Below are 13,501 nucleotides of genomic sequence, written 5' to 3' on the forward strand. Positions count from 1 at the left end.
ACCGGACCGAAAAGGCAGACTGAGGAGGTCGAAAGCGCAAGGAGCGGTGGTTGGGTCAGCGAGACCTCGAGGCAGCGTTGCCGGCTGGGGCGGACCCCCGGCGGTACGCTCGTGTCCTCGCGCAAGTGCACGAAGCGGCCCTGAGCGGCAAAGCGCTGCCCAGCCGCCCGCGGGCGGTCATCGGCGCGTCCTGGCAGCGGATGCGCCGCCTCGGCATGGACCCGGACAGCCGGGCCGCCGCGCCCGTCCTCACCTTCGAAGAGCTGGAAGCACGCCGTCGCACGAGCGGGCTGGCCGAGGCGCTGCCGACCCTGCGCGGCGGCCTGATCAGCCTCGCCGAGCAGGCCGCGCACATCATGGTGATCGCCGACGCGGGCGGTGCGGTCCTCTGGCGTGACGGCAGCGCCGCGGTCCGCCGCCGCGCCGACGGGCTCGGGTTCGTCGAAGGCGTGGACTGGCAGGAAGAGTCCGTCGGCACCAACGCGATCGGCACGGCGCTGGTCGCGCGCAGCCCGGTGCAGGTCTACTCGGCCGAGCACTACGTCCGGGCGCAGCACTCCTGGACCTGCGCGGCCGCGCCGCTGCACGACCCGCGGGACGGCAGGCTGCTCGGCGTCGTCGACCTCTCCGGGCCGGCCTCGACCGTCCACGCGACGACGTTGGCGCTGGTCGACGCCGTGTCGCGGCTCGCGGAGTCCCAGCTGCGCACCACCCACCTCACCGAGCTCGAGAGGCTGAGGGGCTTCGCCGTCCCGGTGCTCGCCAAAGTCGGCGGGCCCGCCGTGGTGGCCGACGAACACGGCTGGGTCGCCGCGGCCGCCGGGCTCGCGCCGGTCGACCGGATCGCGTTGCCCACCGGCCTCGCGCCCGGCCGCGTCTGGCTGCCGGCGTACGGCAGCTGCGCGGTCGAGCCCGTGCCCGGCGGCTGGCTGATCCGGCCCACCGAAAACGAGGCCGCCCCGCCCACCTGTGTCGTCCTCGACGTCCGGTCGCCGCGCGAGCCCGAGCTGACCGTTTCCAGCGCGGCCGGGACCTGGACGCACCGGCTCAGCCCGCGTCACGCCGAGATGCTGTACGTCCTGGCCAGCCACCGCGACGGCCGGTCGGCGTCCGAGCTGTCGGCCGACCTGTTCGGCGACGCCGGCCGCACGGTGACCGTCCGCGCGGAGATGTCCCGGCTGAGGCGCCACTTCGGCGGCATCCTCGGCGCGAAGCCGTACCGCTTCGCCGACGACGTCGAGGTGGTGGTCCGGCGCCCGCCGACCCCCGAAGCCGTGCTCCCGCACTCGCTCGCCCCCGCCATCCGCGGCTGATCCCGCCGAACAGTCCAATGTGGACAGTACGCGGGCGAATTCACCCGGAAAGGTGAAGGTTTCGGCTTGACCGGCCTGCGTGAGCGGCCCTCGGCATGCTGACGTCGGGTGCCGAAGACGGGCCGGCGGAAGCGCGGACCTGATCGCCGGGTGTGTGCGGAAACACCCACGCCGAGATCACGTGCTGATGACAGCGGGCGGTGCCGGTGGCTGCGCGCGCCGCCACTCGGCTACCTTCTGCGGGTACGGCTTTCGGGGAGGAATCGGGGATGACCAGCACTGCGACGGCCCCGGGTCCCACGGCGCCCGCGCCGGGACCCCCACCGTCGCCACCGGACGGCCGCGACCGCGCCGTGGGCCGCAGCGGCCTGCTGGGGCTGCTGGACCTGCCGGGCCAGGGGATCCGCGCGATCATCCGCTCGGCCGCGACCACGCCCGGCCGGCTCACCGTGATCGCCGTCGGGCTGGTGCTGCTCTCGCTCGTGGCCGGGCTGGCCGCGACGCTGTCGGTGCAGGACCGCGACGACACGATCACCGGCGTCATCGACCACCGCGAGCCCCTCGCCGCCGCTTCGCAGCAGGTCTACCGCTCGCTCTCGGACGCCGACGCGACCGCCGCGAGCGCGTTCCTCTCCATCGGTACCGAGCCGCCCGAACTCCGCCTGCGCTACGAGCGTGACGTCGCCGAAGCCGGCGCCGCGCTCGCGAAGGCCGCTTCCGACGCCTCGGACGTCGCCGACGCGGCCGCCCCGGTCGACACCCTGAACCAGCAGCTGCCGGTCTACACCGGGCTCGTCGAGACCGCCCGGGCGAACAACCGGCTCGGCTACCCGGTCGGCGCGTCCTACCTGCGCGAGGCGTCCGAGCTGATGCGGGCGAAGATCCTGCCCGCTGCGCAGGACCTCTACCGCGTCGACACCGAGCGGCTGATCGGCGAGCAGAACAGCGCCACCGGGTTCCCGTGGCTCGCCACGATCCTGATGGTGGCGCTGCTGGCCGCGCTGGTCGTCGCCCAGGTCTACCTGACCCGGCGCACCAACCGGCTGCTCAACGTCGGGCTCGTCGTCGCGACGGCCGCCGTCGTGGTGTCGCTGCTGTGGGGCGCGGTCGCGCTGGTCGTCCAGGGCAGCCTGGTCGGCAGCGGCCAGGACGACGGCTCGCACCGCGTCGACGTGCTGGTCCGCGCGCGGATCGCCGCGCTGCAGGCCCGCGCGGACGAGACGCTGACGCTGGTCGCCCGCGGCGACGGCGCGGCCTACGAGCGGGACTTCGGCACCAACGCGGCCCAGCTGGTCGGCCCGGACGGCAAGGGCGGCCTGCTCGGCGAAGCCCGGGGCCTGATCCAGGGCGGCGACGGCGCCGGGAAGGTCGCCGACGCGACGAAGGCCGCGAACGACTGGCTGAAGGCGCACAAGCAGGTGCGTTCGCAGGACGACGCCGGCCAGTACCAGGAAGCCGTCGACTTCGCCGTGCTGGAGGACAAGACCGACGGCTCGGCACCGGCGTTCCGGCGGCTCGACGACAGCCTCCAGGCGGCGATCGACGTCGGCAGGCAGGAGTTCCTCGACGACACTCACAGCGGCGACCGCGCGCTGACGTTCCTTGCGCCGGGCCTGGCCGTGCTCGCGATCCTCGCGGCGGCGGGTGTCACCATGGGGATCCGGGAGCGACTGAGGGAGTACCGGTGAGCAGGCGGGGGATCACGGGCCGGGCGGGCGTGCTGGCGGTCGTCGCACTGCTGGTGGCGAGCTGCGGCAGTCCCGGGAAACCGGTCGACCCGGCGCCGGCCGGCGACGCGGGCTGGCCGCAGCCCGCGCACGTCGCCGGGCCGGACTCGAGTGCCGGCGGCGGCGCCGACACCAGCTGCAACCCGCTGGCCAGCCTCGCGCCGGACAAGGGGACGTCGATCCCCGACAGCTCGACCATGGCGAAGATCAAGGAACGCGGCAAGCTGATCGCCGGCGTCGACCAGACGACCTACCTGTTCGGCTTCCGCAACCCGACGTCGGGCAACCTCGAGGGCTTCGACATCGACATGGTCAACGAGATCGCCCGCTCGATCTTCGGCGCGCCCGAGGGACGGGTCCAGTTCCGCGCGATCAGTTCGGGGCAGCGCGAGGACGTCTTGAAGAAGCACCAGGTCGACATCGTGGTCCGGACCTACAGCATCACCTGCACCCGCCGGAAGGACGTCCAGTTCTCCTCCGTGTACTACGTCGCGGGTCAGCGGCTGCTGGTCACGAAGGAGTCGAAGGCGACCAAGCTGGCCGACCTGAACGGCAAGAAAGTGTGCGCGGCGAAGAAGTCGACGTCGGCGGCGAAGATCGCGACGGACCCGGCGAAGCTGGTGGCGATCTCGGTGGACAACTGGTCGGACTGCCTGGTGATGCTCCAGCAGGGCCAGGTCGATGCGGTCTCGACCGACGACACGATCCTCGCCGGGATGGCCGCCCAGGACCCGACGCTGCAGGTCGTCGGCGACCAGTTCTCGCAGGAGAACTACGGCATCGGCGTGCCGAAGGACAACGAGGACATGGTCAAGTTCGTCAACGCCGTGCTCGAGAACATCCGCACCAGCGGCGCGTGGCAGAAGAGCTACCGCCAGTGGGTCGAGCCTTCGCTGGGGCAGGCTTCGCCGCCGCAGCCGCAGTACCGGTGAGCGCGTCGCGACTAGGATCGGTTCCCGCACGTCGTCGGGGATCTGGGAGGTAGCAGTGTCGGAGGAGCCGCGCCGTCCTCGGCACGCCGCGCCGGACGACGGGCAGCAGCCGGTGCCCACGCCGACTTGGCAGCCGCCACCCCCGGTGCGCTGGGAGACGCCGGAGCCGTCGATCTCCGGCCGCCTCGACGACGGCGAGCCGTCCGGCGGGGAACAGACCGTCTTCCACGCTCCCGTGCGCCGTCCGCCGACGCCGCCGCGCGGGCAGCCGTCCACCGCGCGTGCGCCGATCCCCGGCGCCGAGGACCCGACCCGCCCGCCGGGCAGCATCAATCCCGTCCTGCCGCCGGTCCAGCCGACGCAGGCGGTGGCGCCGCCGACGCAGGCCGTCCGCCCGGACCCCGACGCGCCCCAGCCGACGAGCGTGCTCGCTTCGCCGACACCGGAAACGCAGAGCATCAGGCCACCGGCGCCGCGGCCGGACACCGGCCCCGGGGCCCCGCTGCCGGACCCGGGCACGGAGAGCGTCCTGCCCGAGCGCACGAGCGAGGGACGGCCGACCGGAACCGGGACGGGCTCGGGGACCGGCAGCGGCTCGGGCTCGGGCCCCGGCGCGTTCCCCGGCACTTCGCGGCGGACGTCGTCGCGGACGTCGCGGTCGCGGCGCGGACGGCTCGGCGCCGGGCTGGTCGACGTCCCGCCGGTGCCCGCGCGCGACCCCGCGTCGGCCGTGCTGACGGACCCCGTGGTGTCGGAGGAAAAGCGGTACTGCGGCAGCTGCGGCGCGAAGGTCGGCCGGGGCAAGGACGGGAAACCCGGTACGGCGGAAGGGAAGTGCGAAAACTGCGGCGCGCCGTTCTCGTTCGTCCCGAAGCTGGAGCCGAACGAGCTCGTCGGTGGCCAGTACGAGGTGCTCGGCGCGATCGCGTACGGCGGCCTGGGCTGGATCTACCTGGCGCAGGACCACAACGTCAGCGACCGCTGGGTCGTCCTCAAAGGACTGATCGACACCGGTGACGCGACGGCGATGGCGGCCGCGGCCAACGAACAGCGGTTCCTGGCCGAGGTCGAGCACCCGAACATCGTCAAGATCCACAACTTCGTGCAGCACCCGGACGCGCACAGCGGCACGACCGTCGGCTACATCGTCATGGAGTACGTCGGCGGCCAGTCGCTGCGGCAGCTCGCCCTGGCGCACCACCGGGAAAGCCGCCGTCCGGAGCCGCTGCCGATCGGCCAGGTCATCGCGTACGGGCTGGAAATCCTGCCCGCGCTGGGCTATCTCCACAGCCAGGGCCTGCTCTACTGCGACCTCAAGCCGGACAACGTCATCCAGACCAACGAGCAGCTGAAGCTGATCGACCTGGGCGCGGTCCGCCGCACCGACGACTACGAGAGCCCGCTGTTCTTCACCACCGGCTACAGCGCGCCGGAACTGCCGACACAGGGCGCGTCGATCGCGTCGGACCTGTTCACCGTCGGGCGCACGCTCGCCGTGCTGAGCTTCGAGTTCACCGGGTACACGACGAAGTTCAAGACGACCCTGCCCGGCCCGGACGCCGTCCCGCTCTTCGCGCTTTTCGGTTCCTACTACCGGTTCCTGCGGCGCGCGACGCACGCCGACCCGGACCGGCGGTTCCTCTCCGCGGAGGAGATGTCCGACCAGCTCACCGGGGTGCTGCGCGAGATCATGGCGCTCGGCACCGGCAAGCCGCGGCCCGGCGCGTCCACCGTGTTCGGCCCGGAGAGCCGCACGTTCGGCGTGCAGCTCGTCGTGCCGGAGGCCGGCGCCAGCGTGCCGCTGCCCGGTGCGGACGAAGTCGTCGCCGGCCTTCCGATCCCGCAGGTGGACACCGACGACCCGGCCGCGGGCGTGCTCGCCACGACGACGGCGCTCGAACCGCGTGGCGCCATCGAAGCGCTGGCCGGCGCGCCCCGGGAGTCGATCGAGGTCCGGCTTCGGATCGTGCGCGCCCGGATCGAGCTGGGCGAGCTGGCGGAGGCGCAGCGGCAGCTGCAGGCGGCGCAGTACCTGGCGATCAAGAACGGCTTCCCGCACGACTGGCGGATCGACTGGTACCGCGGCCTGATCGAGCTGGCCGGCGGCCGCTCCCGGGTTGCGCACGTCGCCTTCGAAGCGGTGTACGACGACCTCCCGGGCGAGATCGCCCCGAAGCTCGCGCTGGGCGTCAGCGCCGAGGGCGTCGGCGACTATTTCGCCGCCGCGCGGTTCTACGAGCTCGTCTGGCGCACCGACCGCAGCTACGTCAGCGCCGCCTTCGGCCTCGCCCGCGTCTACCTGGCGCAGGGTGCGCGGGCCGGCGCGGTCGAAGTGCTCGAGACCGTGCCGCCGTCGTCGACCCACTACATCGACGCGCAGGTCGCGGCGATCAAGATCAAGACGACGGCGACCAAGGCCAACGGCCGTGAGACCCCGGTCACCGAGCACGACCTGCTCGACGCGTCGGCCCGGCTCGAGCGGCTCCGCCTGGACGCCGAGCGCCGGACGCGGCTCAGCGCGAACGTGCTCGAAGCCGCGTACGAGTGGCTTCGCGCGCCCAAGCAGGGCGGCTCGACGCCAGGGGCGCGAGTGCTGGGCTGCGCTCTCGAGGAGCGTGAGCTGCGGTTCGGCCTGGAGCGGTGCTACCGGGCGCTGGCCCGGCTGGCGGCCACGATCGAGCAGCGCGTCGAGCTGGTGGACCGGGCGAACGCGATCCGGCCCCGGACGCTCACCTGATCACGGGTTGATGTCCCAGTCGCGCTCGCGCTGGTTCTTCGCGTGCTGTGCGGCCAGCTTCTCCAGCGCCTGGGGGTCGCCGTGGGTGCTGAAGTGCTCGAAGCCGACGATGACGAACAGCGCGCGGGCGCTCACCGCGATCGGGCCGTCCTCCGCGTCGAGCCGGCCGTCCGCGCTGACGTAGATCTTGCGGCCCGCGATGCCGTCCAGGCGCGCCTCGATGAACAGCGTCGAACCCACCGGCACCGGACGCCGGAAGTCCGTCTCGAGCTTGCCGGTCACCGCCGGTCGGTGCAGGAGGTTGCCGACCGTCGAACCGAGCGCCTCGTCGAACGCGCAGGCCAGCAGGCCGCCGTGGGCGAGCCCGGGCGCGCCCTGGTGGGCCGCGGTCACGGTGAACCGCGAGTGCACGACCTGGCCCTCGCCGACGGTCGAGCGCAGGTGCAGCCCGGCGTCGGCCTCGTCACCACAGCCGAAGCACTCGGTGAAGTGCACCCCGAGCTCGGTACCCGGCGCCGGCGCCTTCGGGTGCGGGACGGCCGGCTCCACCGCCACCGGCGGCCACGGTTGAGAAACACGACTCATGCGCTGACGTTAACCGGCCGGTAGCCACGGCCCGCGCCCGGCCCGCGAGGAATGTCCGCAACCGAACTCGCTCGGTAGCCGGAAAGTTCCCCACTGTAGAGATTTTTCGGCTCAGGCTGCCGACCTGCGAAAGCCGGTCAAGACTGGGCCGATGAGCTCTCACGGCCCGATGGGCACTGCACGGAGGAGGTCGTCGCCGGCATGAGCGAACCAGCTACGACGGGGAAACCGTCAGTGGACGAGAGAACCGTCAAGCGCGCCGTCTGGGCGTCGGCCATGGGGAACGCCACCGAGTGGTACGACTACGGCGTCTTCACCTCGGGCGCGATCGCCACCAGCATCGGCACGCTGTTCTTCCCCGGCGAAGGCAACGCGGTGCTGAAGTCGCTGGCACTGCTCGCGGTCGGGTTCATCGTCCGGCCGTTCGGCGGGGCGTTCTTCGGGCCGCTCGGCGACAAGCTCGGCCGCAAGCGGGTCCTGGCCATCACGATCCTGCTGATGTCCGGCTGCACGTTCCTGGTCGGCGTCCTGCCGACGTACGCGGGCAGCTACAGCATGGGCATCGCGGCGCCGATCGCGATCCTGCTGCTGCGGATCATCCAGGGCTTTTCGACCGGCGGCGAGTACGGCGGAGCGGCGACGTTCATCGCCGAGTACTCGCCGACGAAACGCCGTGGCTTCTTCGGCAGCTTCCTCGAGCTCGGCACGCTGGCCGGCTACGTGCTGGGCAACCTGGTGGTGCTCTCCGTGACGCTCTCGCTGTCGGCTGACCAGGTCGACGCCTGGGGCTGGCGGATCCCGTTCTTCGTCGCGCTGCCGCTCGGCCTGATCGGGCTCTACCTGCGGAACAAGCTCGAGGACACCCCCGAGTTCCGCCGGATGGAAGCCGCGGGCGAGGCACCGAAGAAGGCGCCGCTCAAGGAGATCTTCGTCCGCAACTGGCGGATGATCCTCAACCTGATCGGCATCGTGCTGCTGCTGAACGTCGCGGACTACCTGCTGCTGACCACGATGCCGACGTATTTCACGGACACGTTGAAGATCAACGACAACACCTCGACGTTGATCATCATCGCGGTCGAAGTCATCCAGATGGCGATCATCATCCCGCTCGGGGCGCTGTCCGACCGGATCGGCCGGAAACCGCTGCTGCTCACCGCGGCCATCGGGTTCCTGGTGCTGAGCTGGCCCAGCCTCAAGCTGATGCAGTCCGGCAGCATCCTGTGGCTGTTCGTCGGGTTCCTGATCGTGGCGATCCTGCTGGTCCTCATGCTCGCGGTGATCGGCTCGACGTTCCCGGCGATGTTCCCGACGCGGGTGCGCTACGGCTCGTTCGCGATCGGCTACAACATCTCGACGTCGCTGTTCGGTGGTACCTGCGGCGTCATCGTGACGGCGTTGATCAAGAGCACCGGCAACGAGGACTGGCCGGCGTACTACCTGATGGCGGCGGCGGTGATCGCGATCCTCCCGATCATCAAGATCCCGGAGACGTCCCAGGTGCCGATGGACCAGATCGACACCGAAGACAACACCGGCAAGCTGGCCTCCGCGTCCGCTCAGCGCTGAGCGGACGCCGGAAAAGCGTGTGCCCCGTCCGGATCACCGGGCGGGGCACACGCACGCCGGGGGTCAGTCGCGGTCATGTGAGCCACGGCTAGCGCGTCGACTGCGGCGCCGTCGGTACTTCCGGCCGGGTTTGGACGGGCACCGTGGTGGACTGCGAGGCCGGCGATGTCGGGCGGGAGGTCGCCCGCGATCCCGCGGACGGCGCGACCGGCGTCTGCGTTCGCGGGTTGCGCGATCGGGTCTGGCCCGGCTCGGCCGCCGGCGGCCCGATCGACGTCGCCGGAACGTCGAGGTCTGTGGGCGACGGTGGGGGAGACGTGGTGCCGATCGTGGACAGGCCGGGGCCCGCGGGCTGCACCGGCTCCGGTGGCCCGGCGCGGTGGCCGGCCAGAAAACCGGCCACCGCCAGGATGATCGCCGTCGCGGTCGAAGTGCCCGCCACGGCGAAGCGCTTGCGTCGTCGCCGGACCCGGCCGCCGCGCTCGATCACGTCGGCGGCTTCGAGGCGCATCGGCGGCTGCGGGCCGCCGGCCGCGCCGGTCAGGATCGCGCGGACGTCGTCTTCGGGGTCCATGTTCGTCACCTCCCCTCCGTGGGTGCGCTGAACGTCAGCGCACCGTAGTGCGGGCCGAGCCGGTTGCGCAGCGTGGCCAGGCCGCGGGAAGCCTGGCTCTTCACCGTGCCTGTGCTGCAGCCGAGCGCCTGAGCCGTCTCTTCGACGCTCAGGTCTTCGAAGTACCGCAGCACCAGCACAGCGCGCTGCCTGGGGGCCAGGACCGCCAGCGCCTGCCGGACCAGCATGTCCTGGTCGCTCGCGGGTTCCGCCGGGAGTTCCGGCGGGGTGTCGGTGAGCCGCTCCCGTTTCCACCTGCTGCGCCGGTGCTCGGCGAGGAACGTGCGCAGGACGACTTTGCGCGCGTAGGCGTCCAGCGCGTCGTGCCGCGACAGTCTCGGCCAGGCGAGGTAGAGCTTGAGCAACGCGGCCTGCGTGAGGTCTTCGGCCTGGTGCCAGTCCCCGCAGAGCAGGAAGGCGGTCGATCGCAGGCTGTGCGCGCGCTCGCCGAAGTACCGGGCGAACTCGCCGTCCCACGGCGAGTCCGGCCCGGTCGACGGACGGGAGCGGGAAATCACCTGGTTACCGGGTCTCCCACACGGCCGGCAGGTGCAGGTCGCCGGTCGGCCCGGCCGGGACGGCGCGGGGGACGCGCGGAACCTGACCCGTGCGCGGTTCGGCCGCCCGGGGTGCACGCGAGGCGGGAGCCGTGGTCGGGACACCCGACCGGCTGTTGGCCGGGGCGGGAGCCACGGTCGGCTCGCCCGGCCGGGTCACCTGGGTCGAGGTCGGGGCGGCCGGCGCCTGCGCCTCCGAAGCCAGCGCGATGCCACCGGTCAGGGCGCCACCGGCGAGCACGAGCGCGCCGAGGGTCAGGGCGATGCGGATACGCAAGACAGCTCCTCATTCTCGCGGGCGCAACTGGGGATCGCTGCGCCTCTGCCCTTAGTCATGCGGCCGGTGATCGCCGGGGTTGCATCGGATTTCGCGGGTTTCCGCGGAGAAACACGAACGGCCGGGAAGCCCGCAGTGGACTTCCCGGCCGCCCGGCTGTTTCTCGGTGTCTCAGCCCCGGTGGTCTCAGCCGGCGAGCGCCGACAGCTTCTGCCAGCTCGCCCAGTCGTAGGTCCAGTCGCTGTAGTCGCCGTCCTTCGCGGTCAGCGTCTGCGTGCTGCCGGTGATCTCGACCGGGTCGCCGGGGAGCACGCCGTCGTAGTACTCCTTGGCGCGCGCGGGCGAGAGGTTCAGGCAGCCGTGCGAGACGTTCTTCTTGCCCTGTGCCCAGACCGACGCCGCGAGGCCGTGGATGAACTCGCCGTTGTTCGAGATCCGGACCGCCCACGGCACCACGACGTTTTCGTAGTGGTACTTCGGGTTGCTCATCGCGTACGTGGCCTGCTTGCCCATGACGACGTGTACGCCGCTGTGGGTGACGCGGCCCGGGTCGGAGTCGAGGCCGTAGCTCACCGGGTAGTCGGCGATCTGCTGGCCGTCGCGGATCACCTGCATGGTGTGCTGCGTGGTGTTGCCCTTGACGATCTGGGAACGGCCGATCGTGAAGCTGGCCGACACGTCCTGCTTGCCGTACACGCCGTCGCCGACCTTGACGCCGTAGATCTTGGCGTTGACCTTCACCTGCGTGTTGGGCTTGAAGTACTCCTTCGGCCGCCAGTGCACCGAGGTGTCACCGTTCAGCCAGGCCCACGAGCCCTCGGTCTTCGGCGTGGTCTCGACCGACAGCGCCTTCTCGACCGACGCCTTGTCGGTGACGCGGCTCGGGAAGGTCAGCGTGATCGGCATCGCGATGCCGTACGTCTGGCCGTCCCCGACGTTCAGGCTGGCCGACGTCTGGCGCTTCGGCTTGACCGTGGTGAACGCGCCGGAGATGGGCAGGTTCTTGCCGTCGGCGCCCTGCACCTGGCCGGCCCACGTGTACGTCTTGCCGTAGCCGAGCTGCTCGGTGGTGCTCCAGCTCTTCTTGTCCGCCGACGTCTGCCCCTGGACCTGCTTGCCTTCCGGGTTCGTCAGCGTGACCGACGTGATCGTGCCGTCGGCGATCTTGACACCGACCGGTTCGCCGGGCGCGACGTCCTGGGCGCCGCCGGCGGGCGTGACGGTCAGTTTCGCGGGCTGCGCGGTGGGTGCCGGCGACTGCGTCGGACCGCCCCCCGCGGTGCCGCTCGCCGAGACCGTCGGTTCACTGCTGCACGCCCCCAGCGTGAGCGCGGCGATCAAGCCCAGTGCCGCAGCGGCGCCCCGGCGCCGCGTGGAAGTCCTCACCGTCAACCCATTCCCCTTTGCCCCTTTGGTGCTACCCCATCACGAGACGTCCCGTGTGCCGGTAACGTTGAGCAAGATCGGCGTGACTAAGGTCACACCGGCTCACGGGTTCTTTCACTGAGGGGGCACGGCCGACTCCGTGCCGTATCCGGTGATCACGGCGCCGCTGTGCTGCGCAAGACTAGCCGGTGGGTCCGGCGGACCGGGGCCGGAGCCCTACGACGTTCCGGTGACCTTGGTGCGCAGAGCCGGTTTTCGCCCCGATCACGGGGTTCAACTTTGGTCAGATCCCGGTAGTCTGCTCTCAGGCCGTCGTTTTGCGTGTTCGTGGCTTCACACTCGCGGAACTTCTGACGCGAGCCATGGAGCCGAACCGCTCTTGACTCGTCTCGTTGGAACCGCCCGGGGCGGTCGGGGTGCCGCTTCGGTGGCATTCGAAGCGGATCTGTGTAACGAGGAGTACAGCGGTGGCGCAAGGCACTGTGAAGTGGTTCAACGCGGAGAAGGGCTTCGGCTTCATCGCGCAGGACGGCGGCGAAGGCGACGTGTTCGTTCACTACTCGGAGATCGAGGGTCGTGGTTTCCGCACCCTCGAGGAAAACCAGCGAGTGGAGTTCGAGGTCGGCCAGGGGCAGAAGGGCCCGCAGGCCCAGAAGGTCCGCGCGATCTGAGACTGAGGCTCCCAAGCCTCACAGGCCCTGCGTGAGTTTAAGGCCTGAGCGGGGCCCCCGGCGAAGCCGGGGGCCCTTTCGCATGACTGGGGTACGGCGAGCAGGCTAGCGCCGCGTCCCACCGACCGGCGCGTCGAAGGCGTCGGCGGGGAAGTGGAACTCGTCGGTGAGATCACTGACCCCACCAAGATCACCGGCGTCACCGAGATCGCCGAGGTCTCCGGTGTGGCCGGCCTGCTGCCGCTGGTCCTGCAGCGACGAGGCCTGCCCTTCCCAGTTGAGCCGTTCGAGAATCCACTCCTGGGCAAGAGCTTGAGGCGAGATGCCCCGCTCGCCGGCGATGTCTTTGAGCTGCTGGCTGGCAATGAGGCTCATCCGCAGCTGGTAGACCTGCGCTTCCCCGAACCGCTTGCCGGACCCGGTGCTCTCCAAGTCGTTGTCCGGCGCCAAAGCGGCGAGGTAGGAGGTGAGCTCGGTGTCCTCGACAACGCCATCGTCCGCAGGCTTCGCGGCACCACGATGACGCCCAGAAGACGCGGCGGCTTTCAGGTTCGTGCGGCTGCTCAAGCGGCCAAGGGAGGGAAGGGGCACGAACGCCACGATAACGTTTGCATCTCGCCACACAAACCACTGTGAGCTACAACACGCCGAGCCCCAACCCCATTCAGCCCAACGATCCCCCACATGGCGCACCGGGGCACAAACGCAAAGCAACCCCCTTCTAACCCAACGAGTCGATCACGCCCTCTGTCCCCGTTTCGCTCAGGGCCGGTAGCCGGCAACGCAACTGAAGGAAGGGTGCCCGAACCGCCGACGATCGCCAGGGCGCTCTGCGCCCGAAAACCCGGCTACGCAGGAGGCACCGTGGGGGGTCCGGGGGCCGATGCACCGGACTGAATGGGCTGCAGCGAAGGCGAAACCCGAGCAGGCCCAGAAATGGAGGACCCCCGCGCCAGGGGGAGGAACGCGGGGGTCGGAGGGGATCTCCACAGGCGCTGACCGGGGGTGTGTCAGCACCTCGATTGTTGCACGAGTTGGGGGGTTGGGCGAGTGGAGAGCGGGAAATTTCCCCGTGGAGTGTCACTTCCGGGCCGGGTGACGTTCGTTCGGGTGGCCGTCTTCTTCGCGGTTGCC

12 protein-coding genes are annotated in these 13,501 nt (G+C 70.9%); 6 read left to right on the forward strand and 6 right to left on the reverse strand.

What is annotated here, in order from left to right; genetic code table 11:
- Positions 1–50 precede the first annotated feature (50 nt).
- From A3CE_RS0125490 to A3CE_RS0125505, 4 genes are all read left to right on the forward strand, one after another.
- Positions 51–1,313, forward strand: coding sequence for a helix-turn-helix domain-containing protein (locus tag A3CE_RS0125490; RefSeq protein WP_026468845.1), 1,263 nt, complete (start codon positions 51–53; stop codon positions 1,311–1,313).
- A 269-nt stretch (positions 1,314–1,582) separates the two neighbouring features.
- A complete protein-coding gene (locus tag A3CE_RS0125495; protein ID WP_026468846.1) occupies positions 1,583–3,001 on the forward strand; it encodes a type 2 periplasmic-binding domain-containing protein in 1,419 nt (472 codons plus the stop codon).
- Complete coding sequence (locus A3CE_RS0125500; protein WP_020642948.1) at positions 2,998–3,972, forward strand: glutamate ABC transporter substrate-binding protein; 975 nt, start codon at positions 2,998–3,000, stop codon at positions 3,970–3,972. The genes A3CE_RS0125495 and A3CE_RS0125500 overlap by 4 nt, the downstream gene beginning before the upstream one ends.
- Before the next feature lie 55 nt (positions 3,973–4,027).
- Entirely contained in the window at positions 4,028–6,709 is a 2,682-nt protein-coding gene (locus tag A3CE_RS0125505) for a serine/threonine-protein kinase (RefSeq protein WP_026468847.1), read from the forward strand.
- Here the strand turns inward: A3CE_RS0125505 and A3CE_RS0125510 are convergent, their stop codons facing one another.
- A complete protein-coding gene (locus tag A3CE_RS0125510) occupies positions 6,710–7,294 on the reverse strand; it encodes a PaaI family thioesterase (RefSeq protein WP_026468848.1) in 585 nt (194 codons plus the stop codon).
- Between the two features lie 234 nt (positions 7,295–7,528).
- Here A3CE_RS0125510 and A3CE_RS0125515 point away from each other — a divergent pair, with 234 nt between their 5' ends.
- Positions 7,529–8,863: an MFS transporter gene (locus A3CE_RS0125515; RefSeq protein WP_020642951.1), complete on the forward strand. Its 1,335-nt coding sequence runs from the start codon at positions 7,529–7,531 to the stop codon at positions 8,861–8,863.
- An 88-nt stretch (positions 8,864–8,951) separates the two neighbouring features.
- On the opposite strand, the gene A3CE_RS51650 is transcribed toward A3CE_RS0125515, so the two are convergent.
- From A3CE_RS51650 to A3CE_RS0125535, 4 genes are all read right to left on the reverse strand, one after another.
- Positions 8,952–9,437 (reverse strand): hypothetical protein, encoded by a 486-nt coding sequence (locus A3CE_RS51650; protein WP_125592070.1) that lies wholly within the window; start codon positions 9,435–9,437, stop codon positions 8,952–8,954.
- A 5-nt stretch (positions 9,438–9,442) separates the two neighbouring features.
- Positions 9,443–9,994 (reverse strand): SigE family RNA polymerase sigma factor, encoded by a 552-nt coding sequence (locus A3CE_RS0125525; RefSeq protein WP_020642953.1) that lies wholly within the window; start codon positions 9,992–9,994, stop codon positions 9,443–9,445.
- Between the two features lie 4 nt (positions 9,995–9,998).
- Positions 9,999–10,310 carry a hypothetical protein gene (locus A3CE_RS0125530; RefSeq protein ID WP_020642954.1) on the reverse strand — a complete coding sequence of 104 codons (312 nt, stop codon included), beginning with the start codon at positions 10,308–10,310 and terminating at the stop codon, positions 9,999–10,001.
- Positions 10,311–10,496: 186 nt separating this feature from the next.
- Positions 10,497–11,702 (reverse strand): L,D-transpeptidase, encoded by a 1,206-nt coding sequence (locus tag A3CE_RS0125535; protein WP_026468850.1) that lies wholly within the window; start codon positions 11,700–11,702, stop codon positions 10,497–10,499.
- Positions 11,703–12,163: 461 nt separating this feature from the next.
- Here A3CE_RS0125535 and A3CE_RS0125540 point away from each other — a divergent pair, with 461 nt between their 5' ends.
- Positions 12,164–12,367 (forward strand): cold-shock protein, encoded by a 204-nt coding sequence (locus A3CE_RS0125540; RefSeq protein ID WP_003097368.1) that lies wholly within the window; start codon positions 12,164–12,166, stop codon positions 12,365–12,367.
- 105 nt (positions 12,368–12,472) lie between these two features.
- Here the strand turns inward: A3CE_RS0125540 and A3CE_RS0125545 are convergent, their stop codons facing one another.
- The gene (locus A3CE_RS0125545) at positions 12,473–12,958 is read right to left on the reverse strand and encodes a hypothetical protein (protein WP_043792575.1); all 486 of its coding nucleotides are present in this window, start codon (positions 12,956–12,958) and stop codon (positions 12,473–12,475) included.
- Between the last annotated feature and the right edge of the window lie 543 nt (positions 12,959–13,501).

The organism is Amycolatopsis balhimycina FH 1894 (assembly GCF_000384295.1).
Taxonomy (GTDB): Bacteria; Actinomycetota; Actinomycetes; order Mycobacteriales; family Pseudonocardiaceae; genus Amycolatopsis; species Amycolatopsis balhimycina.

What these genes read in the sequence shown, in the direction of transcription:
- A3CE_RS0125495 (WP_026468846.1), top strand. Translation starts at nt 1,583, where the DNA reads ATGACCAGCACTGCGACGGCCCCGGGTCCCACGGCGCCCGCGCCGGGA.
- A3CE_RS0125510 (WP_026468848.1), bottom strand. Translation starts at nt 7,294, where the DNA reads ATGAGTCGTGTTTCTCAACCGTGGCCGCCGGTGGCGGTGGAGCCGGCC.
- A3CE_RS51650 (WP_125592070.1), bottom strand. Translation starts at nt 9,437, where the DNA reads ATGGACCCCGAAGACGACGTCCGCGCGATCCTGACCGGCGCGGCCGGC.